General features: G+C 60.1%; 21 protein-coding genes. 14 read left to right on the top strand and 7 right to left on the bottom strand.

What is annotated here, in order from left to right; translation table 11 throughout:
- Positions 1 to 12 precede the first annotated feature (12 nt).
- Entirely contained in the window at positions 13 to 933 is a 921-nt protein-coding gene (locus tag HMPREF3148_RS06435) for a DUF5926 family protein (protein WP_049064287.1), read from the top strand.
- Positions 934 to 1029: 96 nt separating this feature from the next.
- Here the strand turns inward: HMPREF3148_RS06435 and HMPREF3148_RS06440 are convergent, their stop codons facing one another.
- The 3 genes from HMPREF3148_RS06440 to HMPREF3148_RS06450 all read right to left on the bottom strand — a co-directional run bounded on the left by HMPREF3148_RS06440 (position 1030) and on the right by HMPREF3148_RS06450 (position 4427).
- Positions 1030 to 2394 (bottom strand): LCP family protein, encoded by a 1365-nt coding sequence (locus HMPREF3148_RS06440; protein WP_080972103.1) that lies wholly within the window; start codon positions 2392 to 2394, stop codon positions 1030 to 1032.
- A 123-nt stretch (positions 2395 to 2517) separates the two neighbouring features.
- Entirely contained in the window at positions 2518 to 3294 is a 777-nt protein-coding gene (locus HMPREF3148_RS06445) for a CPBP family intramembrane glutamic endopeptidase (protein ID WP_188093125.1), read from the bottom strand.
- Positions 3291 to 4427: an amidase gene (locus HMPREF3148_RS06450; protein WP_049160074.1), complete on the bottom strand. Its 1137-nt coding sequence runs from the start codon at positions 4425 to 4427 to the stop codon at positions 3291 to 3293. Before HMPREF3148_RS06450 ends, HMPREF3148_RS06445 begins: the two co-directional genes overlap by 4 nt.
- Before the next feature lie 33 nt (positions 4428 to 4460).
- Between HMPREF3148_RS06450 and pheA the strand changes: the two genes are divergently transcribed.
- Together pheA and HMPREF3148_RS06460 are read left to right on the top strand one after the other, a co-directional pair.
- Positions 4461 to 5390 carry a prephenate dehydratase gene (pheA, locus tag HMPREF3148_RS06455; protein ID WP_049160071.1) on the top strand — a complete coding sequence of 310 codons (930 nt, stop codon included), beginning with the start codon at positions 4461 to 4463 and terminating at the stop codon, positions 5388 to 5390.
- 10 nt (positions 5391 to 5400) lie between these two features.
- Complete coding sequence (locus HMPREF3148_RS06460) at positions 5401 to 6081, top strand: histidine phosphatase family protein (protein WP_070508909.1); 681 nt, start codon at positions 5401 to 5403, stop codon at positions 6079 to 6081.
- Positions 6082 to 6104: 23 nt separating this feature from the next.
- Here HMPREF3148_RS06460 and HMPREF3148_RS06465 read toward each other — a convergent pair whose 3' ends face one another.
- The 3 genes from HMPREF3148_RS06465 to HMPREF3148_RS06475 form a co-directional block, all read right to left on the bottom strand.
- Positions 6105 to 6452, bottom strand: coding sequence for a metallopeptidase family protein (locus HMPREF3148_RS06465; protein WP_049151334.1), 348 nt, complete (start codon positions 6450 to 6452; stop codon positions 6105 to 6107).
- A gap of 40 nt (positions 6453 to 6492) precedes the next feature.
- A complete protein-coding gene (locus tag HMPREF3148_RS06470) occupies positions 6493 to 7572 on the bottom strand; it encodes a septum formation family protein (RefSeq protein WP_049151333.1) in 1080 nt (359 codons plus the stop codon).
- An 87-nt stretch (positions 7573 to 7659) separates the two neighbouring features.
- Entirely contained in the window at positions 7660 to 8394 is a 735-nt protein-coding gene (locus HMPREF3148_RS06475) for a GntR family transcriptional regulator (protein ID WP_049151332.1), read from the bottom strand.
- 65 nt (positions 8395 to 8459) lie between these two features.
- On the opposite strand from HMPREF3148_RS06475, the gene serS reads away from it, so the two are divergent.
- From serS to HMPREF3148_RS06505, 6 genes are all read left to right on the top strand, one after another.
- Entirely contained in the window at positions 8460 to 9716 is a 1257-nt protein-coding gene (gene serS, locus HMPREF3148_RS06480; RefSeq protein WP_049151331.1) for a serine--tRNA ligase, read from the top strand.
- Positions 9717 to 9845: 129 nt separating this feature from the next.
- Positions 9846 to 11669, top strand: a complete 1824-nt coding sequence (locus HMPREF3148_RS06485; RefSeq protein WP_065420374.1) for a lysophospholipid acyltransferase family protein — start codon at positions 9846 to 9848, stop codon at positions 11667 to 11669.
- Between the two features lie 323 nt (positions 11670 to 11992).
- Positions 11993 to 13705, top strand: a complete 1713-nt coding sequence (locus HMPREF3148_RS06490; RefSeq protein ID WP_049160066.1) for a glycerol-3-phosphate dehydrogenase/oxidase — start codon at positions 11993 to 11995, stop codon at positions 13703 to 13705.
- A gap of 27 nt (positions 13706 to 13732) precedes the next feature.
- Entirely contained in the window at positions 13733 to 14473 is a 741-nt protein-coding gene (locus HMPREF3148_RS06495) for an MIP/aquaporin family protein (protein ID WP_005529455.1), read from the top strand.
- 45 nt (positions 14474 to 14518) lie between these two features.
- Positions 14519 to 16066 (top strand): glycerol kinase GlpK, encoded by a 1548-nt coding sequence (glpK, locus tag HMPREF3148_RS06500; RefSeq protein ID WP_049160063.1) that lies wholly within the window; start codon positions 14519 to 14521, stop codon positions 16064 to 16066.
- Positions 16067 to 16180: 114 nt separating this feature from the next.
- Entirely contained in the window at positions 16181 to 17017 is an 837-nt protein-coding gene (locus HMPREF3148_RS06505; protein ID WP_049191706.1) for an HAD family hydrolase, read from the top strand.
- 79 nt (positions 17018 to 17096) lie between these two features.
- Here the strand turns inward: HMPREF3148_RS06505 and HMPREF3148_RS06510 are convergent, their stop codons facing one another.
- Positions 17097 to 19166 carry an N-acetylmuramoyl-L-alanine amidase gene (locus tag HMPREF3148_RS06510; protein WP_049191703.1) on the bottom strand — a complete coding sequence of 690 codons (2070 nt, stop codon included), beginning with the start codon at positions 19164 to 19166 and terminating at the stop codon, positions 17097 to 17099.
- 295 nt (positions 19167 to 19461) lie between these two features.
- Here HMPREF3148_RS06510 and glf point away from each other — a divergent pair, with 295 nt between their 5' ends.
- From glf to HMPREF3148_RS14035, 5 genes are all read left to right on the top strand, one after another.
- Positions 19462 to 20658, top strand: coding sequence for a UDP-galactopyranose mutase (glf, locus tag HMPREF3148_RS06515; protein WP_049191700.1), 1197 nt, complete (start codon positions 19462 to 19464; stop codon positions 20656 to 20658).
- A gap of 965 nt (positions 20659 to 21623) precedes the next feature.
- Positions 21624 to 23348, top strand: coding sequence for a carbon starvation CstA family protein (locus HMPREF3148_RS06520; RefSeq protein ID WP_049063255.1), 1725 nt, complete (start codon positions 21624 to 21626; stop codon positions 23346 to 23348).
- A 6-nt stretch (positions 23349 to 23354) separates the two neighbouring features.
- Positions 23355 to 23597, top strand: a complete 243-nt coding sequence (locus HMPREF3148_RS06525; protein WP_005529463.1) for a cory-CC-star protein — start codon at positions 23355 to 23357, stop codon at positions 23595 to 23597.
- Positions 23591 to 24490 carry an ArsA family ATPase gene (locus HMPREF3148_RS06530; RefSeq protein WP_005529464.1) on the top strand — a complete coding sequence of 300 codons (900 nt, stop codon included), beginning with the start codon at positions 23591 to 23593 and terminating at the stop codon, positions 24488 to 24490. Before HMPREF3148_RS06525 ends, HMPREF3148_RS06530 begins: the two co-directional genes overlap by 7 nt.
- 147 nt (positions 24491 to 24637) lie before the next feature.
- Complete coding sequence (locus tag HMPREF3148_RS14035; protein WP_049063253.1) at positions 24638 to 24826, top strand: three-helix bundle dimerization domain-containing protein; 189 nt, start codon at positions 24638 to 24640, stop codon at positions 24824 to 24826.
- The last annotated feature ends 4 nt before the right edge of the window (positions 24827 to 24830 follow it).

Here is a 24830-nt window from a genome sequence, read left to right on the forward strand (position 1 = left end):
AAATTGGTGGGCATGGCCAAGAAGAAAAAGAACAACGAACAGCTGCCTGAGGGCATGTCCCGCCGTCAGGCAAAGCTCGCTGCTCGCGCCGCTGAGCGCGCTGCCCTTGAAAAGGATCCCCGCCCCTTCGGCGGTTTCGCCGCTGAGGCGTCCCTCGTTGCAATGCAGGAATTCGTTCCTTCCGCAACGGCAAAGCTTTCCCTGAAGGGCTTCGACAAGGACGTTTACGTCTCGACCGTGCTCCCAGGTGCATCCGCGGCCCTCATCCGTGATGAGGAGTTTGGTGGCGAGGCATTCGTGGGCCTGCAGGTCCAGTCCCATACCCACAACCCTGGGCGCGACCTCGCTTATGCGCTTAACTGGGTAAAGAACAACAAGCCTGGCTCCACTCTGGAGTCCACCGCTGCGGACGGCACCGAGCCGGCCTTGAGCGAGTTGCTTGAGGAATCCGCTGAGCTGGATATCAACGTCTACCAGGACTTCGCTTGGTGGATGCCTGAGGGCGCGCAGATCACCCCGCAGGTGGCGCAGTCCATGCAGATGGCCAACGATTCCGTCATTGAGTCCCACCAGGTGGGCAATGACATTGAGGGCATCGCATTCTGGGCTAACGCTGGCGGCGGCAAGGCACACATCCGTTGGGTCCGCCCTAACGATGATGAGAACGCTTTCCTCAACGCCCTGGCCCGCGTCGCTGCACGCGGCGAGTTGAACCTGGGCGAGGGTACCAAGTTCGCTGGTGTCTTCCGTACCCACGGCCTCATCGCGCCGGTCTTCGACCTCAAGCCTGAGGTGGCCCACGACTCTTACGAAGTTGAACTTGCCCGCGTGGACAAGGCGCTGGCCGAGGAGCTCAAGAATGACGCTAACCTCACCGCTGACGAGCGCAAGCAGCTGGAGAACATCAAGTCCCGCCAGGTGACCCTGCGCTAGAGGCAGCTCTAGATACTTAGCCTGAGCCTTAGTGCTACACGGCAAAGGGGAGAGAAACCAAGATGGCTTCTCTCCCCTTTTATTTTGTTGCGCAGCTTACTTCATCGAGTCCCACAGCTGCTGCGTTGCCTCGTCATCCCACAACACCACGTTGCCCACGGTGGTGTCTTGGAATCCGCCAATTGGCACGGTCTCAGTTTCCACGCCGCTGGCCATGGCTAGGGCCACGCGAGCGAGGTGCCACACGTGATCCTTTTCACCCACGACGAAGGAGGTTGCGGTGTGGTTGACCAGGGATATTGTGCGGAACGGGTTAATGAGCGTGCCCGGTGAGGTGATCTTGTCGAGCAGCGCCGCGAAGAATTCGCGCTGACGCTGCACGCGGTCAAGGTCGCCCATTGCTGTGGCACGAGTACGCACGTAACCCAGCGCATCACGTCCGCGTAGCTCCTGGCATCCAGCCTGCAGGTTGATGCCCGCTAGTGGGTCGTCGATGGGCTCCTTGACGCAGATGTCCACGCCGCCGACGGAGTCGACCACGTTGGCAAGTCCGCCCATACCGATTTCCGCATAGTGGTTGATGCGCAGGCCAGTGGATTGCTCCACGGTTTCGACGAGTAGCTGCGGTCCGCCGTAGGTAAAGGCGGCATTGATCTTGTCCATGCCAAAGCCAGGGACCTCAACGTAGCTATCGCGCGGGATCGAGATGAGCTTCGCCTTGCCGGAGGAAGGGATGTGCAGCAGCATGATGGTGTCAGTACGGCCCACGCCTACGTCACCACCGGTTCCGAGCTCTGCTTGTTCTTCTTCGGTGAGGCCTTGACGGGAATCGGAGCCCACCAGGAGCCAGTTGGTTCCGGCGGTTTTGGCCACCTGCTCGGCCGGCTTGGCCTCGATGCGGGTCAGGCGCGAGTCCGTCCACAGGGTAAACACGAGGGTGAAAACGAGTAGGATAGCTACGGCCCAGCCAAAGCATCCCAGGGATTGCTTGATGGGGTTGGCCTTTTTACGGCGTCGGTGTGGGCGTTGCTTCGGCGCCGGTTCGGGCGCACGATAGCTGCGCGGCACCTCGGGAGTGGGGCGGCGTGGGGCGGGAGCGGCCGGGGTGCTCCGATATCCGGTGTTCTGAGCAGGGCGCTGGTTGCGCTCCATGTAGGCGCCGACGTCGAAGCGAGTTTCCTCTGCGCGCTGTGCTGGGAGCGAGTTAGCCCGCGGCGTAGCACGCGACGCGGAAGGGGAAGAAGCGACGGCAGAGGCGCTGGAGGAACCTGCACGAGGTGGGCGCTGCTGCGCTCGGCGACGCCGCACCGGGCGGCCGTAGCGGTCCCTGATGGGTTTGCCGTCGGCGCCGAGGACATAGTCGGCGGGCGAGCTGGAATTCGAATCTGCTCCAGGGGCGGGGACAGGACTATCGCCTGCGCGGCGCGCCTCGCGATGCGGGTCTCGTCCAGATTCAGTCATGCGCTCAACCTTACAACGAATTCACATTCGCCCCACAAGGCACACACCGCCCTCCTCCTCATAAACAAGGAGACGGGTGGCGCCGCGGAATGGTTCACAGACCTCGGGGTAGTGATGTGGGTCTTAGAAGAGGAAAGCGTATCCCACGAACGCCACCGCGTCGATGAGGAAATGCGCAATGACAAGCGGCCAAACTTTTCCGGTCTTATGGAAGAAGTAGCCGTAGACCAAGCCCATCACAATGTTGCCGAATCCAGCGGATACGCCCTGGTAGAGGTGATAAGAACCGCGCAGGATCGAGGAAGCTGCGAGAGTTGCTGGCAGGCCCCATCCCGATTGACGCAGGCGCGTCATGAACCAGTAGACCACCACGACCTCTTCCGCAAAGGCATTGGCCGCAGACTTCACAAGCAGCACGGGCATCTCCACCCAGGCATTGTCGAAGGAGGTGGGCACTACCTCCTTGGTCCAGCCAAAATGCAGCGCGGTGTAGTACAACGCCAAACCCGGGAGTCCAATTAGCGCTGCTAGACCAGCGCCTTGCAGCCAATCCCTGCCCCAGGCACGAACCCGAGTGGTCGGCTGAGCACCGCTTCCGCCGAGCATATTGCGCGGCGGCATGTGCACGTGCAACAAGTACAAAGCCAACGCACCCCAGGCAAAGAGCACTGCAGCAGAGCACAACTGGAGCCCGATATCGATGAGCGGCAGAGTGGATTGGCTCGCGTTAATCGTCACCGACTGCTCGTTGAGCGGAGCCGGATTGAGCAGAGCATCGGTCAAGCGTAGTGCAGAACGAACACCGGAAATGCCAAAGGTGATGACGAGGACTATCAGGATTTCGCTCCGGAGCGCTTTTAGCGTCTTAAGCGTCTTTGCTGTGTTCATATCCTTAGTCATCGGTGGAGAGCCTTCGCTAGGCCGAGAAGCTCGGCGTCGTCAAGCGTGATGCTTCCCAACTGGACGCCGACCGGTGGGTGATCGTGTACCGGCCAAGGAATCGATACCGCCGGAAGCTTGGCCACATTAAACAACGAGCCCCACGGTGACCAGCGTGTCTGCTCGTCGAAGTTCTCCTGATGATCCAGCGACAAGAAGGTGCCGCGCCGGGGAGGGTCGTAAGCCAGCATCGGGCTTAAAACCGCGTCTACCTGCCAGTACTGCGCCAGAAGCTCAGGCAGTGCTGTGGCATGTAGGCGCGCGGCCGTGTGCTTTTCCTTGCTGATCAATTTGCCCCGTTGCCTGACCCAATCGGTGTAGCCGGCAGCATCAGGAAGGGTGGCCAAGCGCCACATGAACAGGCGTTGGAAGGTCTCGAAGGTCTCAGCTGCTTGCGGATATGGCGAGATAGCCACCGTCTCAAAGCCTTGCGCTTCAAGCGCGGTCGTTGCCTCTTTAACTGCGTGGAGCATGTGCGGTGCAATTTCCACGTCAGCAAAGAGCGGCTGCGTCAGCACGCCAATGCGGGCCCGCGGCGTGCGGGGAGTGAGGCCGTGGAGAAAAGCGGCGTCGGCAAGCGTGCGCGTGATGAAACCCTGCACCGAGAGATCCTCCCCCGCGGGCTTGAAGCCGACCACACCGCACGCGGCTGCAGGAACGCGGATGGATCCGCCGCCGTCAGAAGCGTGCGCGGCCCGGAGCAGACCGCGCGCTACCTGCACTGCTGCGCCACCAGAAGAACCACCTGGCGTGTGTCCCGGATACAACGGATTGTCTGGATGCGGCAGGCCTACCGGCTCCGTGTCCACGCGCAAACCCAACTCGGGGGCTGCCGACTTGCCGATGAAAAGCGCGCCCTGCGCCTCCAAGTCCGCGATGAACGGGTCCGTGACGTCGGGAAAATACGTGCGCGCCTTATGCCCCAGCGTGGTGGGCATTCCCACGACGTCGTTCAAATCCTTGGCCGAGAGAATCCAACCGCTCAGCCTTCCCTGCGTCTGCGGGCGGCGGTCCAAGTCGAGGTGGGTGAAACCATGCTCTTCTGCGGAAAGAGAAGACACAGACTCGCGCAGCTTTTCCAGGGTGAACTCCATGGCAGCACAGTCTAGTGGGCTAAGGTTTCTCCTATGAGCACCACCACAAAAGCCAGCACGAAGATTGCTTTCTTGGGCCCTGCGGGGACCTTTACCGAAGCCGCTATGCAGCAGTTGAGCGTGCACTTTGAACAGGTGGAACCCTTGCCAGTGAGCTCGCCTTCGGAAGCCCTGGCCGCGGTGCGCGCAGGTGTTGCTGACTTTGCTTGTGTGGCGATTGAGAACTCTGTCGATGGCGCTGTGACTGCGGCTTTCGACGCCCTCGTGGAAGGCGAGCGCGTGCAGGTCTACCGCGAGGTGGACCTCCCAGTGGTGTTTAGCATCATGGTGCGTCCAGGAATGCAGCTTGGCGACGTCGCGACATTCGCCACCCACCCCGTGGCTTATCAGCAGGTGCGTGGTTGGCTGAAGGAGAACCTGCCAGGCGTGAAGTTCGTGCCGGCTAGCTCCAACGGTGCCGCTGCCCAGGCGGTGGCGCAGGGGGAGATTGACGCAGCGGCCGCGCCCGCGCGTGCGGCTGAGCTCTTTGGCTTGGACACGCTTGCCGACGGCGTCGCAGACGTCGCAGACGCTACCACCCGGTTTGTGCTGGTTGGGCCTGCTGGCAAGCCGACTGCGCGCACGGGGCACGACAAGACCTCGGTGATTTTTACGCTGCCTAATGAACCTGGTTCGTTGGTCGGTGCGTTGGAGGAATTTGCTCACCGTGGCGTGGATCTTTCCCGCATCGAGTCGCGCCCCACCCGCAAGACCTTCGGTACCTACCGCTTCCATGTGGACCTCATTGGGCACATTGAGGACCAGCCGGTAGCAGAGGCGCTGCGCGCGGTGTGGCTACGCGCAGAGGAACTCATGTTTGTGGGCTCGTGGCCGTCTGTTGCGGAAATTGGTGAACAGCCGCGTGATCTCGATCGCTTGGTGGCCGCGGATGAATGGGTAGCGCAGGCGCGTCAGGGCAAATAATGTAGGTGCCATGTCCGGAAGAATCTTTCTTGTGCGCCATGGCCAGACGTTCTCCAACGTAGAGCGTCTCATCGATACCCGCCCTCCAGGAGCCGAGCTTACTGAGCGCGGCCGTGACCAAGCCACTGAGGTAGGCCGCGAGCTCGCGGAGCTGACCGCAGGCCGCAACGTGCGCTTCTACTGCTCCGTGGCACTCCGTGCGCAGCAGACTGCGATGCTGGCAGCTGCTTCATTTGCGGAGGCTACCGACCAGTTCCGCGTCCCGGTTGAGGTCAAGGCTGGGCTGCACGAGATCTTCGCAGGCGACTTTGAGATGGACGGCAGCGAAGAAGCGCACCGTTCTTACATGGTGGCGTTGCGCGGCTGGATTGACGGCGACGCCGCCGCCTGTATGGAGGGTGGCGAGACCTATTCCGACGTCCTGGCCCGCTACCAGCCGGTGGTTGAGGAGATCGCGGCGGAACTCGGTGACGATGACGACGCCGTGATTGTCAGCCATGGCGCGGCCATCCGCGTGGTAAGCCGCCATGCCACCGGCATCGACGCCGACTTTGCGTACACCGGATACATGCCCAACGGCAGATTTACCCTCATGGAGCCAGGCGGCAAACCCTTTGGCCAGTGGACGCTTAAGCGCTGGGCCGACACCGATATTGATGAAGCCAGCGGTGTCGCACCGACCATGTACTAAACAGGCGAGGGGGAGGAGGCTGACTAACCCCAGCCCAAGTGGTGGAGCTCGTCCTCTTCAAGGCCGAAGTAATGCCCCAACTCGTGGAAGACGGTTACTTCGACTTCATGCGCGAGCTCTTCTTCGCTGTTGCACCAGTGCTGCAGGGCGCCGCGATAGATAAAGATGGTATCGGGCAGAAAACCCGTGTGGTCGAAAGTGCGTTCAGGGAGTGCGACCCCTACGTATAAGCCCAACAGGTGGGGGTTGTCCTCGTTGTAATCCTCCACGAGGATGGCCAGGTTTCGCATGCGGTGCACGAATTCATCGGGGATCTTGTCCAGGGCATCCGTGACCATCTCTTCGAAGCGTTCTTCACTGACCAGGTACATAAGCTTTCCGATGTAGACCGAGGCAGACCGAGGCGTGAACCTACTGGGCTGGTGCTACCGCAGGGGTTGGTGCTGCCGCGCCAGGGGCCGCAGATGGTGCAGCGGACGGCGCTGCCGAAGCGTTGTTGCGGATCGGGTTGCGCTCAGGCTGCTGTGCAGGTGGGGCACCATCGATGGTCAGCGCAGCGCGGCCACCCGTGGCCGAGCCCGTGATAATGGAGAAGGAACCGTTATTAGGGTGCATCAGCGAGCAGTTCACTGAGCGGGAGCCACCGTTCCAGGAGGCCTCGCTGACAGAGCCCCAGAATGGCTGCAGCGTGGATTGGTAGAGGTTTTCTTCCCCGCCCAAGTACTTCTCAGCGGCAGCGGTGCAGGTCTCGTTGAGGTAGGTGTCGAGCTCCTCGCCGGCTGGGTAACCGTTAGGGAAGCGTTCGCCCAAGTTAACAACGGATACGGTCTCAAGCTGGTGCGGTTGAGTGCAGTCAACGGTGCGCATGATCTGCTTGTCATCGATGCTGCGGCACTCGCCGGCCTTGGCCACGACAGCTTGGTCCACTGCCTCCACGTTGCCGGTGCTCAGCTGCGGTACACCAGTTTCATCAGTGGTTTGTAGGCCGCACAGTAGGGTGCGGTCGCCCTTGTCCCAGGCGTTAGACGGCGGCAAGACTGAGGCGATGTCATACTTTCCTGCCGGATCCCATTTGCCGTTTAAGTAACCCAAAGTGCTGGACGCGCAGAGCTCATCGCGTAGCGCGTTCTGGCGGGTGACGTCGGGGCGTTTGGCGGTAGGGCCAAACTCGCTGGTGGGGTAGGTGCTAAGATCCTCGCGAGCGGCGACCTCAAAGCGGTGCGGTTCAGCGCAGGAGATGGACTGGAAGTTAGAGATCTCGCCCTTGGCGTCGATGTCCCATGTCAGGCAGGTTCCAGACTCGGCAGAGGTAAAGGAGGCAACTTCCATTTCGGAGGTCGGCCCGGTCTCATCCGTTGAGGTTTCGCCCGCGGTGGTGCCGGTGGAGGGGCTCCAAAATCCATATGCGCCCAAGAAAGCGGCCGCGGCGAGGGCGGCCACTAGGAAAAGGCGGACGGCAAAGGATGAGCGCCAAGGGGAAGTTTTACTCATAAGGCCTCCTATAGTACCCGCTAGTGCTGCATAGCTCGGAAATCCTGGGAGGCCGCTTGCCCATGCGGCCTGCGTGGAAGAAGGTCGCTAGTTCTCGAGGGCGCGGCTCACGCGGGTGGTGAGATGGTAGCGGTCGGTGCGATAAACGGAGGAACACCACTCGACGGGACGGTCGCCTGAGCGGGACTTGCGGATGATGTGCAGCAAGGGGGTTCCAGGTTCGACGTCGAGAAGCTCGGCGATCTCCGGGTCAGCCGCAATAGCAGTTACTGTCTGGTCTGCCTCGGTAATCGGCAGATCGAAATTAGAGTCCAAAATGGCGTAGACAGAGTTGTAAATATCATTTTCTAGAAGGTTGGGGACAAAAGAAGAGTTATACCAACCGTCGTCGATGGAATAGGGTTCCCCGTCGCCTAGTCGCAGGCGTCGAAGGTGAGTGTGAGTCAAAGTGGAATCGGTGCCGAAGAACTCGGATACCTCATCTGGGGCTGATGCCCGCCCGCCTAACAAGATTTTGCTCGAAGCCTGGACGTGCTGTGCGCCCATTTCGTCGGAAAAAGAGGCCAAGTGAAGGCGTGAAACGAGGGGATTAGGGGCCACGAAAGTGCCTTTTCCGCGTACTCGCCGTAGGCGACCAGCGGCCACAAGATCACCGATGGCGCGGCGAACCGTGATGCGGGAAACGCCATACGTCTCCTCCAAAATGCGTTCACCAGGGAGAATGTCCCCTGGCTTGAGCGTTGTGTTGCACAGCTCAGTGAGGATGTCACGAAGCTGGGCATGCTTGGGGACTGGTCCGTCGGTGATGATTTGTGCGGTCATATTCACATAATAATTCGCTGGTTATTACCACTGCAAGGCTCATGTAGTGCGGTAAGCTTTTCAACGTGATTGATCTTAAGTTCCTCCGCGAAAACCCAGACGTTGTCCGTGCCTCCCAGGTCACCCGTGGGGAGGACCCAGCTCTTGTCGATCAGCTCCTGGCTGCCGACGAAGCTCGCCGTTCCGCTATCTTGGCGGCAGACGGGCTGCGTTCCGAGCAGAAGGCGTTTGGCAAGAAAATTGGACAAGCTTCCCCAGAAGAGCGTCCTGCTCTTCTGGAGGGCTCCAATGAGCTGAAGGAAAAGGTCAAGAAGGCCGAGGCTGAGCTAGCTGAGGCTGAGACAAAGGTTAACGATCTTCAGTTCCAGATCTCGAACGTGGTCGAGGGAGCACCAGCGGGCGGCGAGGATGACTTCATCGTCCTTGAAGAGGTTGGCGCTATCCCAGAATTCGACTTTGAGCCGAAGGATCACCTCGAGCTCGGCGAGTCCCTTGGACTCATCGACGTCAAGCGTGGTGCCAAGGTTGGTGGCGCTCGCTTCTACTACCTCACCGGTGACGGTGCCTTCCTGCAGCTGGGCATGCTAATGCTGGCCGCGCAGAAGGCGCGTGAAGCAGGTTTCCAGCTGATGATCCCGCCAGTTCTGGTTCGCCCAGACATCATGGCTGGCACCGGATTCTTGGGCCAGCACTCCGATGAGATCTACTACCTGCCTGCCGATGATTTGTACCTGGTTGGTACCTCCGAGGTCGCCCTCGCTGGCTACCACAAGGATGAGATCCTGGACCTCAGCGATGGCCCTCTGAAGTACACCGGTTGGTCCTCCTGCTTCCGCCGTGAGGCTGGTTCCCACGGTAAGGACACCCGCGGCATTCTTCGCGTCCACCAGTTCGACAAGCTGGAGATGTTCGTCTTCTGTAAGCCAGAAGAAGCAGAGCAGATGCACCAGATGCTGCTGAATATGGAAAAGGACATGCTCGCTGCGATGGAGCTGCCATACCGCACCATCGATATCGCTGGTGGTGACCTCGGCTCCTCTGCAGCCCGCAAGTTCGACAACGAGGCATGGGTTCCTACCCAGGGCTGCTACCGCGAGCTCACCTCGACCTCGAACTGCACCACTTTCCAGGCGCGCCGCCTGCAGACTCGCTACCGCGATGAGAATGGCAAGACCCAGTACGCTGCAACACTCAACGGCACCTTGGCCACCACCCGTTGGCTTGTAGCCATCCTTGAGAACCACCAGCAGGCTGATGGCTCCGTTGTTGTTCCTGAGGCACTGCGCCCATTCGTGGGCAAGGATGTTCTGCGTCCGAAATAAGGAACTGTAAAAAGTATTGATTATGTACGCCTCTCCCCCGGGTTCTTGCAGCCCGGGGGTCCGTGTATCCCAGACCCTTTAGCGCTTTGATTTCACTGCTCTATCCAATCCGCCACTCGTCAGGGGACCATGATGAACGCAATTAAAGACTTCTTTTACCAACGAATTGTCACCCTGGCACGGGGCGTTACTATTGCGCAGGGGCTTAAGTTTCGCACCTGGGGCGAGGAGAATATCCCGGACAAAGGCGGCGCAGTGTTGGTGGTCAACCACACCGGCTACATGGACTTCGTATTCGGTGGCTTCATTCCGCATCAAAAGAAGCGTCTGGTACGTTTCCTTGCCAAGGCCGGCGTATTCAAAACCCCAGTTGTGGGCCCATTGCTGAACATGATGGGTCACGTTCCAGTCGATCGCATCGACGGGGGCGAATCCATCCGCCGCGGGATCGAGCTGGCGAAGGCGGGCGAGCTTGTCGGAGTTTTCGCCGAAGGTACGATTTCCCGCAGTTTTGAGATTCGCAGCATGCGCAGCGGCGCGGCCCGCATCGCCTATGAAGCGGGCGTCCCCGTCATTCCCATGGTGGTCTTTGGCTCGCAGCGCATCTGGACAAAAGGGCAGAAGAAGAACCTAGGCCGCAGCAATACCCCGCTATTGATCCGGGCGCTGGAGCCATTTACCCCGACTGGCGACGTCGAGGCAGACACCGCCGAAATCCGTCGCCGCATGCAGGCTGGTGTCGAGGGCCTGTGGGAGGACTACGAGGCCGAGTTTGGCCCCATGCCCAAGGGCGCTTTCTGGGTTCCTGCCCGAATGGGTGGAGGAGCGCCCACCCTGGAGGAGGCCGAGCGCGAGGACAAGGCCGTGGAGTCGGAGCGCTACCGTGTGCGCCGCCTCCGTGACGATCTGATGGGGCTCAAGACCCGCATCACCGAGGCAACCTCCGAGCTGCTCAGGGAACGTCTTGCTATCACCGCCAAGCCTTCGACGGACGAACTCGAAGAGCTTAAGCATACGGCCCCAGAGACACTTGACTGGGTCAAGGAGAACTTAAACTCGGTCCTCGAGGAGGCTACCCGCGGGCTTGAGGAAGGGCGCGACAAAGTCTCGGAGATCATGGCTCAACTCAAGCTCGATGTTGCAGAAGCCCAGGCTAATCTTGCGACAAGCAGCAGGGAAGTCTTCGCCGGTTCTGTCGTGGAGCAGGGCTTGCTCGGCGCCGCAACGCAGTCGCGCCTTATTGTCTCCCGGCTGCCGCATCGCATGAAGGCTAACTTCACGCAGATCCCGCGCATCGTTGTGGCCGATGAGTCTGCGATGAACTATGACGGCGACTCCATCACCACGCGTCTGCACGATGCATTCGCTGGAATCTATCCCGAGTCGGAGATCCTCATCTTGGTGTCGCCGCAGGCGGCGCAGCATCCTGACTCGACCTTTGACCCGATTCAACAAGAACTATGGAGGATTGAGCATCAGGGAGGCGTCGTCAAGCACGGCTCCGAAGTGATCGCCGTGCATGCGCTTGACGACGCCACCGTCACCGCCATCGAATCCATCCCTGAGATGGTCGTCGAGTGGTCGCGTGAGGGCGATGACATTGTCTCTGGCCATATCAAGCGCGAGCTGAAGGAAGTGGCGGAGCAGCTCGGAGAGGTGCCAGGTATCGGCCTCATTGATACTCCTGCTGGTCTCGTCGTGGTAGCAGCTGAGGTTAATCGCTGGAATGCAACGCAACGTATCTTGGACACCGTTGCCGCTGAGCCTAAGGACATTACTGTCTTTGCGGGAGAGGATGGCGACGAGGTCTATCTCGACCATGCGCAGGTAGTGGCCCTGGAGACCGCACCGATTGAGCTGGTGAAGGAGGCGTCCTCGGTGACGTATTCGGCGGATCGTGCCGGCATTCCTGAGGTGCTAGAAGCAATGGCGAAGCTTAATACGCGCCGTTAGTACCACCCGCATCAACCAAGGGGCTCTGGATATGACCAGACGCCCCTTCTTCTATGTCCACTACTCCCCCTTAATTGGGGTGAAAGAGCTTTGTTTCCTTTATAAAAACTCGTGGAAATTGCTGGTTGGCCACGCGAAAGTTACGGGTGAGTAGCTTCACATTCGCGACCACGCCGTGACCTTTAACATGAATCCCAGGAGAAAAGATCTTCAAGGCCCGAGGCGGGGAATGGACCACTTTGGGCGACGATGACGCTCCATTGGCCACCGTAGCGTCCTTACGTAAGGTGGCGCCAGGGGCAAGAGAGGAGATGAGGTCAGTAATGGCCACGCTAAGCAATCAAAGTTTCAATCCGGAGTATTACGAGAAGGCTTGGGAGAACTACTCCACTGAGGAATACGACGTTGTCATCATCGGCGGCGGTTCCGTGGGTGCGGGTGCTGCCGTTGACGCTGCAACCCGTGGCCTGAAGACGGCAGTGGTGGAGACCCGCGACTTCGCAGCAGGTACCTCCTCGCGTTCCTCAAAGATGTTCCACGGCGGCCTGCGCTACCTGGCCATGTTCGACTTCCGCCTCGTAGCCGAGTCGCTCCACGAGCGCGAGCTCAACATGTCGACCCTCGCGCCGCACCTGGTTAAGCCACTGAAATTCATCTTCCCGCTCACCCACCCAGTCTGGGAGCGCGTCATGATGTTCGGTGGCTTTACTTTGTATGACCTCATGGGCGGTGCAAAGAGCGTTCCTATGCAGAAGCACCTGACCCGCAAGGGCGTGCTCAAGGTTGCGCCGGGTCTGAAGGACGACGCTGTCGTGGGCGGAGTGCGCTACTACGACACGCTTGTCGACGACGCCCGCCACACCATGACCGTCCTACGTACCGCCGCCGAGTTCGGCGCCAACGTGCGTACCGGCACCGAGGTCATCGGCTTCGAAAAGGATCGTGGCGGCCGCATTATCGGTGCGCATGTTCGCGACCTCGCAACCGGCCGCGAGGCCACCATCAAGGGCCGCGTCTTCATCAACGCCACTGGCGTCTGGAATGACAAGATTCAGGAGATGGCCGGCGTGGAGGGCAAGTTCACTGTTCACGCCTCCAAGGGCGTGCACATCGTTGTGCCGAAGGATGCCCTCGACGCTGACGCAGCCCTGTGCTTCGTCACCGAGAAGTCCGTCCTCTTCGTCATCCCATGGGGCGAATACTGGATCATCGGTACCACCGACACCGACTGGGAGAAGGGTCTGTCCTTGCCAGATCCAGCACCGACCAAGGCTGACATCGACTACATCCTCGACCAGGTCAACCAGCGCGTTACCCGTACTATCACCCGCTCCGATATCGTCGGCGTCTACTCGGGCCTGCGCCCGCTTTTGACCGGTAAGTCCGACACCACCACCAAGCTGTCCCGCAACCATGCCGTGGCCAAGGTTGCTCCGGGCCTCGTCTCCGTTGCAGGCGGCAAGTACACCACCTACCGCGTCATCGGTAAGGACGCCGTTGACCTGGCCGTCAAGGAGCTGTCCTTCGACGTCCCAGAGTCCGTCACCGAACGCACCCCAATCCTGGGTGCCGAGGGCTACCATGCGCTGGCTAACCAGGTACCGTCCTTGGCTAAGCGCTACGGAGTGCACCAGGACGTCATCGAGCACCTGCTGGGCCGCTACGGTTCCCTGCTGGGCGAGGTCCTGGCTCCTGCAGAGGACGACCCTGAGCTGCTCAAACCGCTGCCGAATGCGGAGCACTACCTGTGGGCCGAGGTGCGCTACGCCGTCACCCATGAGGGCGCACTGCACCTCGAAGACGTTCTCTCCCGCCGACTGCGCATCGCCATTGAGTACGCCGATCGCGGCGTCGATTCCGCCGATGCGGTGGCCGACTTCATCGCGCCTTTGCTGGGCTGGGATGAGGCTACCAAGCAAGCAGAAATCGCTGCATTCAAGGAGCGCACTGAGGCTGAGCTCCAGGCTGAGGCAGCACTTACCGATCAAGAAGCAAACGACATCCTCGTGCGCGCGGCGGGTAAGCCGCAGGTATAAGGACCATTCAAGAGAAAGACCAAAAGCATGACCGCAATGGATGCTTTCCTCTGGGAGTTCATCGGAACTGCCCTGCTCCTCCTGCTGGGTAACGGCGTGTGCGCCTTGGTCAACCTGCGCACCTCCGGTGCTAAAGGATCTGACTGGATTGTCATTGCCCTGGGCTGGGGCATGGCAGTTTTCGTGGGCGCCAGCGTGGCGGACCCATCCGGCGGCCACCTCAATCCGGCCGTGACCTTGATGGTTGCCATCAATGGCGGCCTTGAGTGGAACCTCGTTCCTGCCTACATCGCAGGCCAGCTTTTGGGCGCAATGCTCGGCGCCTTGCTGGCCTGGGCGGCCTTCAAGCAGCTTTTCGACGCCAATAACCTCGACGAAGCTGGCAATGAAACCGGTGCGAACGCCTCCACTGGTGGCATCTTCTTCACTGGCCCTGCTCACCCGAATAATTTCTGGAATGCGGTCACTGAGTTCATCGGTACCTGCGTACTGTTGATGTTCATTGCCTTTGGTCCTTCCGGCGGTGAGATTGGTGCACTGAAGTATTTCGCAGTCGCATTCGTCGTCGTTTCGGTCGGCCTTTCCCTGGGTACCCCAACCGGCTACGCCATCAACCCGGTCCGTGACCTGGGCCCGCGCTTGATGTACGCATTCGTCCTTCCCATCAAGGACAAGGGAAGCGCCAACTGGGGCTATGCCTGGGTACCAATCGTCGCCCCGATGCTCGCTGCAGTAGCCATCGGTTTCCTTTCCATGGCTTTGGCTTAAATACGCATCTCACTGCATCTTTAGAAATACGCAAGGAGTAAACCCATGAGCGAAAACAAGTTCGTAGCAGCAATCGACCAGGGCACTACGTCCACCCGCTGCATCATTTTCAACCACGACGGCGAGCAGGTCGCTGTCGGCCAGTTCGAGCACGAGCAGATCTTCCCGGAAAAGGGCTGGGTTGAACACGACCCGAAGGAAATCTGGGACAACACCCGCCGTGCTGTCGGCGAGGCTTTGGCCAACGGCGACGTCGCCGTCGAGTCAATCGTTGCGCTCGGCATCACCAACCAGCGCGAGACCACCGTTGTGTGGGACAAGAACACTGGGGAACCGGTCTACAACGCAATCGTGTGGCAGGACACCCGCACCACCCAGATCTGCAAGGAGCTGGCGGGGGAAGAGGGCCCGGACAAGTGGCGTCGCCGCACCGGCCTGGTCATCAACTCCTATCCGGCAGGCCCAAAGGTCAAATGGATCCTCGATAACGTCGAGGGTGCTCGCGAGCGCGCCGAGGCTGGTGACTTGCTCTTCGGCACCATCGATACCTGGCTGCTGTGGAACCTCACCGGCGGTGCTGAGGGCGATGGCGATGAGCCAGCTCTGCACGCAACCGACGTCACTAATGCGTCCCGTACCCTCTTGATGGACATCGAGACTCTCGAGTGGGACGAGGAACTGTGCAAGGAGATGGGAATTCCTACCTCCATGCTGCCGGAGATTCGCCCGTCTCTGAGCGACTTCCGCACCGTGCGTTCCCGCGGTTCGCTGGCGGGCGTTCCGATTCACGCCATCCTCGGTGACCAGCAGGCAGCTATGTTCGGCCAGGGCTGCTTCCGCCCAGGTTCTGCAAAGAACACCTACGGCACCGGCCTGTTCCTCCTGCTCAATACCGGTACCACTCCGAAGTTTTCCGAGAATGGCCTGCTGACCACGGTTTGCTTCCAGCGTGAAGGTGAGAGGCCGGTCTACGCACTCGAAGGTTCCGTCTCCATGGGTGGCTCCCTGGTTCAGTGGCTGCGTGACAACCTGCAGATGATTCCTAACGCTGCGTCCATTGAGAACATGGCTCGTTCCGTGAAAGACAACGGCGGCGTCTACTTTGTTCCTGCCTTTTCTGGTCTGTTCGCACCGTACTGGCGTCCGGATGCACGCGGTGTCATCGTTGGCCTGACCCGCTTTGCAAATCGCAACCACATTGCACGTGCGGTCCTGGAGGCGACTGCCTACCAGACCCGTGACGTGGCAGATGCCATGGTCGCTGACTCCGGCGTGGAGATTACCGAGCTGCGCGTGGATGGCGGCATGACCCACAACGAGCTGCTGATGCAGTTCCAGGCCGACATCCTCGGCGTGGAGGTCCACCGTCCGAAGAACGTGGAGACAACTGCAACAGGTGCGGCCTTCGCGGCTGGCCTGCAGGCCGGTTACTTCGAGGACCTGAAGATCCTGGACACCGGCGCCGGCGAGTTCAAGGTCTGGAAGCCGCAGATGGAAGAGGAAGAGCGCGCTGGCCTCTACAGCGAGTGGAAGCGCGCCATCAAGCGCTCCCTCGACTGGGAGGACTCTGACGAGGATGACACGATCCAGTAGTCGCAGCTAAGTACTGAAACTGCTGACTGTAGTTAGAACAAAAACCTTCCGTGGCTCCACATCTTAAGATGTGGAGCCACGTCCTAAGCTGTGGGGCCACGTAGACTATGAGGCATGGTCCATCCCCAGTCGGCACCGCGCCTTATCGCCAGTGACATTGATGGAACTCTGTTGGACAGGAATCACCGTGTCACGCGGCTCAACCGTGAAGCAATCGCCCGCGCAGTTAGTGCGGGTGCCTACTTTGCGCTTTCGACTGGGCGGCCTTTCCGCTGGATTGCGCCCGTTCTTGAACAGCTCACCGTGCGCCCTGTATGCGTGACGTCGAATGGCGCCGTGATTTATGATTCCGCCGCCGATACGATCCTCAGCGCACATGAATTACAGCCCGCCGCCATCAGTGAGGTTATCGCCGTGGCCCAAGAAGCCTTGGCGCCTTATGGGGGAGTGGGGTTTGGTGCCGAGCGCACCGGTTCCTCGTTGGCGGACCCAGTCGAAGAGCTCTTTGTGGTGGAGCCCCACTATTCAGAGAATGCGCTCTTTGACGGATTCGGCCTCGTAAGCATCGACGAGCTTGCCTCCCAGCCCGCGGTAAAACTGTTGGTCCGCAACACTCACTACACCGCCCCTGAGCTGTATTCACTCATCGCACCACGGGTTGACCCGACGGTTGCGCATGTCACCTACTCGATGAACGAAGGCATCCTCGAAGTTGCAGCGCCGAATGTAACCAAGCGCAAAGGGGTGGAGTGGCTCGCCGAGCGTTTTGGTGTGGACCGTGAGGACATCATCGCGTTCGGGGATATGCCCAACGACATTGAGATGCTCTCCTGGGTGGGTCACGGCGTGGCGATGGATAATGCGCATCCCTACGTCAAAGAGGCCGCAGATGCAGTGACCGTGGCCAACCACCAATCCGGCGTCGCCAAAGTCTTGGAGCAGTGGTTCTAGACCGATATCAAAAGGAGCCGTCTCCTCCTCAACTCCGGTGAGGTAGGAGGACGGCTCTTTCTATGCTGTCTGCGGCGCCTTAGTTGGTGAAGACGTTAATCTTCTCAGTCGCAGGGTCGTACTGAATGTAGCCGCCCTGGAAGTTGACGCGGATCTCGCGACCGTTGCCGGTGGAAATCTCATCAGTCGTCGGCAGTCCGAGCTTGGTGGAGTTGTCGTTCTCAGCCCAAGTCTTAGCGACCTTGCCCACCAGCGCGTGGGTGCCGGTTTCCTTGGAGGAGAGCACCACGCCGTTTTCGAAGAGCTGCGAGACAACGCCAGCGTTGACATCTGGGCCGCCTACTGCCAAACCGAGAACCGGTCCGAAGGCATTCAAGATGGCGGTCCAAGACTTCTGGAGACCTGGGTTGCCGGAGAGCTGGACGACCTTGTTGACCACAGTCGGAACCTCAGCGGCGGTGAGACCGCCGACGACTTTCTGACCGCCATCAATGCTTGTGCCTGAACGCCTGAGCAGGACGGCAACCAATGCAGCGGCAATGCCTGCGACGGCCTGGATGACGGCGACCGGAATCTGTGTGCCGCCAAGGGAAGACTGGACGCCGGCTGCCGGCGGCGGGGTGTTGCCGCCAGTATTGCCGCCAGCGTTGCCGGTGCCAGGGGTGACCCAGGAGCCGTTACCGGAAGAGCCGCTCTTTACAGCCTGGTACTTCTTGTAAGTCGCATTACGGATCTCATTCCAGTGCTGAACGGTGTAGTTGCCTGGACAAGTGTGATAGTGCAGGTCGCGGTGTCCGTGGAAGACTGGAACGTGAGCTATCTGTCCCGCGGCAAACTTGGAGCCGCTGAAACCGCCGGAGCGTAGGTCCGCGTAACCGCGAGGGTCGATGTTGGAGATAGCGGCCTTCCAGCCAGCGATCTCAGCCACGGAGTTGAGAATTGCCTGGGTTGGTTCAGCCTGATCGTAGTTACCAATCATGGAGATACCCCAGGTGTTCGAGTTGAAACCACCGACATGTGCGCCCTGGACAGCCTTGTCGAGTCCGCCGTAGCGGCCCTCATAGATGGTGCCGAACTTGTCCACGAGGACGTTGTATCCGATGTCGCACCAGCCGAGGTTCACGGCGTGGTACTGGTAGATGCCGCGCATCTGTGCAGCCGCGTCAGCCTTGGTGTAGTTGTTGTTGCCCGCGGTGTGGTGCAGGGTCATGGCCTTGACGCCGTTGTCGTAGGTCGGGCCCATGCAACGCTTGGACTCGTCAGCACCCCAGCCCGCGCGGGAGACAACCTTCGGCATGCCGTCGGTAACGGCGGTCTGCTCGATAGCCTCGCCAGCTTGTGCGTTGCCGTCGATGAAGACAGCTTCCATGCCCTCGACGCTGGTGTTAGCAGCGTCCGCCGGCTGCCCTGCCGGTTGCTCGGGGCTTTCGGCACCGAGCTCCTCGACGTCAGCTACAGGAGCGATGGCGCCCACGTTGTATGGCAGCGGAGCCGGACGAGGGTTGGCGGCCTGCTCGGCGGCTTGTTCGGCTGCCTGGTCGAGAACGGAAGTCTCGGAAGGTGCGGCCTCAGAAGGTGCAGCAGATTCGGTTGGAAGGGACTCCGCGGCACCCGGCTCCACCTCGGTCTCCTTGAAGCTCTCATCCAGGTTGGAACCAGAGACGAGGTCCACATTGCTGATGGAAACCTGCACGTCGTTGGTGGTTCCGGTGTAGATCAGCTCGGTGCCGTTGACGGCGTTGGGGTCGTCGTTGTTGTAGCTCAACGAATCCATGTCGTACCACTGCGTCCACGAGCCGTCGGCCTGCTTTGCACGCACGAATGCTGCCACGTCGCGGGGGCCCTTCCAGGTCACGGCGAACATAGAGAAAGGCTCGTCGCGGTGGAACTGCTTCACGGCGCGGGGGCCGTCGCCCTCGCCCTGTGCGGAGATGGCGGCGTCTTCGACAATGACGGTCTCGCCATCGCCAAAGCTGGTCGAGGCCGAGGAAACGTCAATTGGGCCGGAGCCGTTTTCCTGCGTGCGCAGGACCTGATTGCTGCCGAAGGCAGCGGCCGCGACCATGGAGATCGAGGTGACTCCGGCGATGAGCGGCGTGGACCACTTCGACTTGGTGGGAACAATGCGGCGTCGTAGTCGTAAGTGCACGTTTTCTCCCTAGGGTTTTGCGTAGCGTGTGTGGACTGCACGTGATGGATGCTCACGCACCGAGAGCGCTTAGCGCACTACGCGGGGAAAGCTGGAAATGGCAGTTAACCAGTGCAGGAGGTTTCGACAGCTAAAACCGCATACAAAAGTTAACAGTTGGGCAAGATGTTACTTCTGTTATTGCTGTGAGTTTTGTTGCGACACGCATCGAGAGTGCATTCTTGGGAAGACTTCTAATGCGTGTTATCTGGGTGTCCTCCGCGGTAGTGAGCGGGATCTGCAATAAGGTGGTGGCATGACTTCTTATGACCTCATCGTTGTTGGATCTGGATTCTTCGGCTTGACCGTGGCCGAGCGTGCTGCCTCGCAGCTGGGCAAGAAGGTGATCATCGTCGAGCGCCGTAACCACCTAGGCGGAAACGCCTACTCCGAGGCCGAGCCAGAGACCGGCATCGAGGTGCACAAGTACGGTGCGCACCTGTTCCACACCTCTAACGAGCGCGTGTGGAACTACGTCAATCAGTTCACTGATTTCACCGACTACCAGCACCGCGTGTTCGCCATGCACGATGGCACCGCTTACCAGTTCCCGATGGGTCTGGGCCTTATCAATCAGTTCTTCGGCAAGTATTACTCGCCGGATGAGGCGCGTCAGCTCATCAAGGATCAGGCAGGCGAGTTCGATGTCGATGAGGCACAGAACCTGGAAGAAAAGGCCATCGCACTGATCGGCCGTCCGCTGTACGAGGCTTTCATCCGCGACTACACCGCCAAGCAGTGGCAGACCGACCCGAAGGAGCTGCCGGCCGGCAACATCACCCGCTTGCCGGTTCGCTACACCTTCAACAACCGCTATTTCAATGACACCTACGAGGGCCTGCCAGTAGACGGTTACGCGGCATGGCTGGAGAACATGGCAGACCACGAGCTTATCGACGTCCAGCTGGACACCGATTGGTTCGAGGTTCGCGAACAAGTTCGCGAAGAGAATCCGGATGCGCCGGTTGTTTACACCGGCCCACTGGATCGCTACTTCGACTTCTCTGAGGGCGAGCTGGGATGGCGCACCCTGGACTTTGATCTTGAGGTCTTGCCGACCGGCGACTTCCAGGGCACCCCGGTGATGAACTACAACGATGCTGACGTTGACTACACCCGCATCCACGAGTTCCGCCACTTCCACCCGGAGCGGCAGGATAAGTACCCGAAGGACAAGACCGTCATCATGAAGGAGTACTCGCGCTTCGCTGAGTCGGGCGACGAGCCTTACTACCCAATCAACACTCCAGAGGATCGCACCAAGCTGGAGGCTTATCGACGCCGCGCTGCGGCCGAGGCGAAGGAGAACCAGGTTCTCTTTGGCGGCCGCCTGGGCACCTACCAGTACCTCGACATGCACATGGCGATCGCCTCTGCGCTGAGCATGTTTGACAACAAGCTGGCTCCGTTCTGGAACGAGGGCAAGGCGCTTGAGCAGGAGCGCGGCCACTAAGTCGAACTCCGTCAGCAGAACACTTAACACTCCACACTGTGGAGTGTTGGGTGGAGTGTTGTATGTGGTGTTGTGTAGTGTTGCGCAGGCCGGGAAAATTATGATTGACCTGCGGAATCATCTCGAACTTTGAGAATTTCGGACGAAGAACACGTGCGAACACTACACAACACACCACAGTGTGTGTAGTGTTTGAGAGTGTTCAGGAGCGTTGAGCCCTGATAGGGGGAGGGCGATTGTGGCCGATTTCCTGTTTGTAAACGTGTTGGCTCGGGCTGTCTGTCTAGGTCGACATGCACATGGCGATCGCCTCTGCGCTGAGCATGTTCGACAACAAGCTGGCCCCGTTCTGGAACGAGGGCAAGGTGCTCGAACAGGAGCGCGGCCACTAAGTCTCCTCTGCTGAGGTCGCGAAGCTTCAACCTTTAACGCTGCTCATAACACTCAACACGTGCACGTGTTGAGTGATGCGCCGTTTTCGAGCGCAGTTAGTCGTTCTGAACTGCGGGGATAAACACACGCACGGCGGGGCACTTCATCGTGGAACCGGCTATATCGAAATCCTCGATCAACTCCAGCGGCATTTACTGCCGCCGCCAGAACCGCGTGACTCTCTGACGGCTTTTGAACTTGTCTTCCCGCGACGCGACGAGGGCGGAGAGGGCTGTTGCGAGCGGGGGAAGTCTCGGGGCGCTGTGATCGACTATGTGCAGGAACATGTGACGGGATCGAGTCGTGAGCTCGCGGCGGCGGGCATGTCGGTGGGCGGTATTCATCGTGTGCTCAACGAGATGATGGAAGCTGGCGAACTTGTATGCACCGAGCCTTTGCGCAGTCCGAAACAACGGTATCGGTTCGCGTGATGGGTAGAAAATACCCCCATCACTCACGCGCGATGGCACCCCATCTCGTGATGTGTCATAATCCTCCCAATTAATGTGAACCGCAGCACACGGAGGATTGGTATGAACTCTCTCATCCTTATGGCCATCGGTCTTTCGATGATGGCCGTTGGCTACTTCTTGTACTCAAAATTTTTAGGTTCAAGAATCTATAGACTCTCCGATAGCTATAAGACGCCTGCCCACACCATGGAGGACGGCGTCGACTACGTGCCGACGAATAAGTACGTGCTTTGGGGCCACCACTTCACTTCGGTCGCGGGTGCGGCGCCCATCATCGGCCCTGCCGTCGCCGTTATTTGGGGCTGGTTACCGGCCTTCCTGTGGGTGACCATCGGCACCGTCTTCATGGCGGGTATGCATGACCTCGGCGCGCTGTGGGCTTCCCAGCGCCACCGCGGCCAGTCCATCGGTACGCTCTCCGGGCGCTACATCGGTGCGCGTGGCCGCAACCTCTTCCTGGTCGTCATCTTCCTCCTCCTGCTCATGGTGAACACCGCCTTCGGCGTGGTCATCTCCAATTTGCTGGTTTCGACGCCGACCTCCGTCATCCCGACGTGGGGCGCCATCATCGTCGCGCTCCTCGTGGGCCAAGCCATCTACCGTCTCAAGTGGTCGCTGCCGCTCGTTTCTGTTGTGGGCGTCGTTGCGCTCTACACGCTCATGATCATCGGTGATCGTTTCCCCATCGTGCTGCCGGAGACCGTTCTCGGCATCCCGGCGAACGGCGTGTGGATCATCGTTCTGTTCGTCTACGCGTTTATCGCCTCGCTGCTGCCGGTGTGGATGCTGCTTCAGCCGCGCGACTACATCAACGGCCTACAGTTGTTCATCGGCCTGGGCATCCTCTACGCTTCCTTCCTCTTCACCGCGCCCGACGTCGTCGCACCGGCGTTGCGCGACAACCTGCCGGCGGAAACGCCCGGTATCTTCCCGCTGCTCTTCGTTACCATCGCCTGCGGCGCAATTTCCGGCTTCCACGGCATGGTTGCCTCCGGCACGTCGTCGAAGCAGCTCGATAAGGAGACCGACGCTCGCTTTGTTGGTTACTTCGGTGCCATCGGCGAGGGCCTTCTTGCACTGGGCACCATTATCGCCACGACCTCCGGTTTCAAGACGCTCGCCGACTGGGAGCAGATCTACTCCGAGTGGAACGCCGGCGGTGTGTCCGCCTTCGTTGAGGGCGGCGGCAACCTCATTAACGAGGGCCTGGGTATTTCCACCTCGTTGTCCGCAACCATTCTTGCGACCATGGCCGTCCTCTTTGCGGCGACGACAATGGACTCCGGCGTGCGCCTCCAGCGCTTCGTCGTCCAGGAGATCGGCGAGATCATGGGCTTCAAGATTGGCGCCCTCGGCGCAACGTCCATCGCGGTGGGCATCGCTTTCGCCCTCACCTTCTCGCAGGGCGCGGACGGTTCCGGCGGCATGACGATCTGGCCGCTTTTCGGTACTACAAACCAGCTTATGGCGGGTCTTTCGCTCGCCGTCATCATGGTCATTCTCACGCACCTGCGCCGCCCCACGTGGCCGGTTGCCATCCCGCTCATCTTCGTTACCGCGATGTCTCTGTGGGCTGCAGTCAAGCAGCTAGGCACGCTGTGGGCTGCCCAGAACTGGCTGCTCTTCGCTATGGACGTCGTCATCGTTGTTGCTGCGGTGTGGGTCATCGTCGAGGTTATCGGCGCCGTCTCTGCGGCACGCAAGGCCCCGCCCGTCGAGTGGGGTGACGAGGATACGGACGCGCCGAACCCGGTGCGTCAGTCTGCCGACGTCCCTGTGGCCTAAGTCTCTATGAGCCTCACCAGTCTGCTCAAAGAGTTCTACGCCGCGCCGTACCGGCGCGAGTTCGCCCGGGCGCGCCGGGACGAGGACGACTTCTTTCGTCTCATCGTCCTCTCCGAGGCGCTGGGCATCCCGAATCCGGCGAGCTTTTACACGATTGAGTTGCTCCCGGTTATCTACGAAGACCTGCATGAATGGCATACACGCATGGGCATCGATCGCTCGCCGATTGAGGGGTTGAGCTGTTGCTAACGTTCTTTGGTGGCAAGGGTGGTGTGGGGAAAACCACGTTGTCGAATGCCTACGCGCTGGGCCGCTCGAAGCAGGAACGCGTCCTCGTTGTCTCCACCGATCCTGCCCATAATCTGGGCCACCTGTGGCATCAGGAGATCGGTCCGCAACCTGTGACGGTGCGCGAGAACCTCGACCTCGTGGAGCTGGACCCGGAGAAGGCGACCCACGCTCACCTCGCGCAGGCGGGGGAGACCATGCGCGCCCACATGCCGGAGCGCCTCCATAAGGAAGTTGATAAGCATCTGGAGCTTGCCGCAGCCTCCCCGGGCACGCATGAAGCTGCGCTCCTCGAGCAGATGGCCGTCCTTATCGAGGGCCACGAGGGTGCCTACGATCACATTATCTTTGATACCGCTCCGTCCGGGCATACCGCGCGTCTCATGGCGTTGCCCGAGCTCATGAGCGCGTGGACGGATGGTCTCCTCAAGCGCCGCGATAAAGCGGATAAGTTCGCGGACGTCGTCGGCTCGCTCGGTGGCGAGACCAAGTCACAGCGCCGTGACGCGGAGTTGCGTTCCATCCTTTATCGCCGCCGCACGCGCTTCGAGCATCTCCGTAACGCGCTGCGGTCCTCGACCTTCAATATCGTGCTCACGGCCGAGCGCCTGCCGGTCATGGAGACCATTGAGCTTTACACGGAGCTCGCCGAGCATCGCATACCGGTGGGAGAGTTGTTCATTAACCGCCGATCTCCGGCGGCGCTGCCTGGCCGGCGCGCGGTGGAGGAAGCAGCGCTTGCGACGCTATGCGCGGCGCTGCCTGGCGTGCCTGTCACTGAGCTTCCGCTGCTTGATTATGAAGTTGGTTCGCCCGAGGCGCTTGAGGAGGTAGCGACCTACCTGCAGCGATAGCTCAAACTTTCATCACACGAATTACTGGGTTGGTTCCCACTATTTGACCGCGCCCACTGCTCTTGCTCTGGTTAACTCTAGGTTAACGAATAGAGAACGCAGAGTTGTGCTCTCGCAATAGACACGAAAGTGAGTGGGTGAATAATCATGCTGAATATCCAGAATGCCCTTGATACCCTGCGCAAGGACCTTCACGAGTCCCACGGCCATAGCTTCTCTGCAGGAGAGATTGACTCGAAGCCGGATGAGGTTATCGTTCACCACCTCAAGGGCGAGACGCTCGACGAGTTCGTCCTGGTCATGGTCGAGCGCGAGCACTCCGAATACTTTGGTTAGCACT

The sequence above is a fragment of the Corynebacterium sp. HMSC05D08 genome (genome assembly GCF_001807215.1).
GTDB classification, from domain to species: Bacteria; Actinomycetota; Actinomycetes; order Mycobacteriales; family Mycobacteriaceae; genus Corynebacterium; species Corynebacterium striatum.

Excerpts from the sequence above, each read along its gene's own strand:
- HMPREF3148_RS06525 (WP_005529463.1), top strand. The coding sequence starts at position 23,355 with ATGAGCCTCACCAGTCTGCTCAAAGAGTTCTACGCCGCGCCGTACCGG.
- HMPREF3148_RS14035 (WP_049063253.1), top strand. The coding sequence starts at position 24,638 with ATGCTGAATATCCAGAATGCCCTTGATACCCTGCGCAAGGACCTTCAC.
- HMPREF3148_RS06460 (WP_070508909.1), top strand. The coding sequence starts at position 5,401 with ATGTCCGGAAGAATCTTTCTTGTGCGCCATGGCCAGACGTTCTCCAAC.
- pheA (WP_049160071.1), top strand. The coding sequence starts at position 4,461 with ATGAGCACCACCACAAAAGCCAGCACGAAGATTGCTTTCTTGGGCCCT.
- HMPREF3148_RS06465 (WP_049151334.1), bottom strand. The coding sequence starts at position 6,452 with ATGTACCTGGTCAGTGAAGAACGCTTCGAAGAGATGGTCACGGATGCC.
- HMPREF3148_RS06505 (WP_049191706.1), top strand. The coding sequence starts at position 16,181 with ATGGTCCATCCCCAGTCGGCACCGCGCCTTATCGCCAGTGACATTGAT.
- HMPREF3148_RS06490 (WP_049160066.1), top strand. The coding sequence starts at position 11,993 with ATGGCCACGCTAAGCAATCAAAGTTTCAATCCGGAGTATTACGAGAAG.
- HMPREF3148_RS06435 (WP_049064287.1), top strand. The coding sequence starts at position 13 with ATGGCCAAGAAGAAAAAGAACAACGAACAGCTGCCTGAGGGCATGTCC.
- HMPREF3148_RS06470 (WP_049151333.1), bottom strand. The coding sequence starts at position 7,572 with ATGAGTAAAACTTCCCCTTGGCGCTCATCCTTTGCCGTCCGCCTTTTC.
- glf (WP_049191700.1), top strand. The coding sequence starts at position 19,462 with ATGACTTCTTATGACCTCATCGTTGTTGGATCTGGATTCTTCGGCTTG.
- HMPREF3148_RS06495 (WP_005529455.1), top strand. The coding sequence starts at position 13,733 with ATGACCGCAATGGATGCTTTCCTCTGGGAGTTCATCGGAACTGCCCTG.
- glpK (WP_049160063.1), top strand. The coding sequence starts at position 14,519 with ATGAGCGAAAACAAGTTCGTAGCAGCAATCGACCAGGGCACTACGTCC.
- HMPREF3148_RS06520 (WP_049063255.1), top strand. The coding sequence starts at position 21,624 with ATGAACTCTCTCATCCTTATGGCCATCGGTCTTTCGATGATGGCCGTT.
- HMPREF3148_RS06445 (WP_188093125.1), bottom strand. The coding sequence starts at position 3,294 with ATGACTAAGGATATGAACACAGCAAAGACGCTTAAGACGCTAAAAGCG.
- HMPREF3148_RS06475 (WP_049151332.1), bottom strand. The coding sequence starts at position 8,394 with ATGACCGCACAAATCATCACCGACGGACCAGTCCCCAAGCATGCCCAG.
- HMPREF3148_RS06450 (WP_049160074.1), bottom strand. The coding sequence starts at position 4,427 with ATGGAGTTCACCCTGGAAAAGCTGCGCGAGTCTGTGTCTTCTCTTTCC.
- HMPREF3148_RS06485 (WP_065420374.1), top strand. The coding sequence starts at position 9,846 with ATGATGAACGCAATTAAAGACTTCTTTTACCAACGAATTGTCACCCTG.
- HMPREF3148_RS06440 (WP_080972103.1), bottom strand. The coding sequence starts at position 2,394 with ATGACTGAATCTGGACGAGACCCGCATCGCGAGGCGCGCCGCGCAGGC.